The organism is Mycobacterium shunyiense (genome assembly GCF_058270075.1).
In genome coordinates, this window is record NZ_JBZDPU010000047.1 from 1 (window position 1) to 1,377 (window position 1,377).

Annotated in this window: 1 protein-coding gene; it reads left to right on the plus strand. The window is 66.2% G+C overall.

The annotated features are described in order from the left end of the window. Positions 1-192: 192 nt before the first annotated feature. Positions 193-1,377 (plus strand): IS110 family RNA-guided transposase (locus AC4ELH_RS35300; protein WP_498889589.1); only part of this gene is annotated, 1,185 nt, incomplete at its 3' end.

A 1,377-nucleotide genomic window follows, 5' to 3' on the forward strand; every position in this document is an offset into this window, starting at 1 on the left:
GCTGGTCGGTGAGCACTGCTCGACCCCGGAGTGTTGGTCGATTCCTAGGGCTAGATCGTGCCCCGGCCGGTTGGTGAGGTCATCTGTAGCGCTGATGGGATGTCGTGCCGTTCGAGCACTGATCCATTAGGTTGCCGCCGGGTGTCCTTCGGCTCGAACAGGTTTCACCCAACATCGAGCAAGGGAGGCAAGGTGACGATATTCGTTGGAGACGACTGGGCCGAGGACCATCACGACATTCATCTTATGGACGCCGAGGGAACCAAACTGGCCTCGCGTCGGCTCCCGGAGGGACTCGCCGGGATCGGCGGGTTCCACGAACTGGTGGCCGCCCACGCCGACGGGCCCGACCAGGTGATCATCGGCATCGAAACCGACCGTGGCCTGTGGGTCGAGGCGCTCGCTGCGGTCGGCTATCAGGTGTTCGCGGTCAACCCGCTGGCGGTGGCCCGTTACCGAGACCGCCACTATGTGTCGGGCGCGAAGTCCGACGCCGCCGACGCCAAGGTGTTGGCCGATCTGGTGCGCACTGACCGGCACAACCACCGCCTGCTTGCCGGGGACACCCCGGACGTGGAGTCGGTCAAGGTGCTGGCACGGGCGCATCAGAATTTGATCTGGGCGCGCAACCGCAACACCAACGCACTGCGCAGCGCGCTTCGCGAGTACTACCCGGGCGCTTTGGAGGCTTTCGACTCACTGTCTGACCGCGACGCCCTGGCCATCCTGGGGCGCGCCCCCACGCCCAGCGACGCCGCCCGACTGAGCTTCTCTAAGATCCGGTCGGCTCTCAAAGCCGCTGGGCGACAACGCAACCTCGATGCCAGGGCGCTGGAGATTCAGACCGCCCTGCGCGCCGAGCGGCTCGCCGCCCCACCCGCCGTCGCTGCCGCGTTCGGGGCGAGCACCCGCGCTGCTGTCGGCATCATCGCTGAGTTGAACCATCAGATCGTCGCGCTCGAGGCCGAGTTGGCGACACATTTTGAGACACACCCGGACGCCGACGTCTACCTCTCCCTGCCAGGACTTGGTGTCATCCTCGGCGCCCGGGTGCTCGGTGAGTTCGGGGACGACCCGAACCGTTACACCACCGCCAAGTCTCGCAAAAACTACGCCGGAACATCACCATTGACCGTCGCATCGGGCAAGAAACGTGCTGTGCTGGCCCGCCACGTCCGCAACAAACGGCTCTACGACGCGATCGACCAATGGGCCTTCTGCGCGCTGACCAACAGCCCCGGCGCCCGCGCCTTCTACGACCAGCATCGCGCCGCCGGCGACACCCACCACCAAGCGCTGCGCGCCCTGGGCAACCGTCTCGTCGGCATCCTGCACGGCTGCCTGCGCCACCACACCGCCTACGACGAACACAAAGCC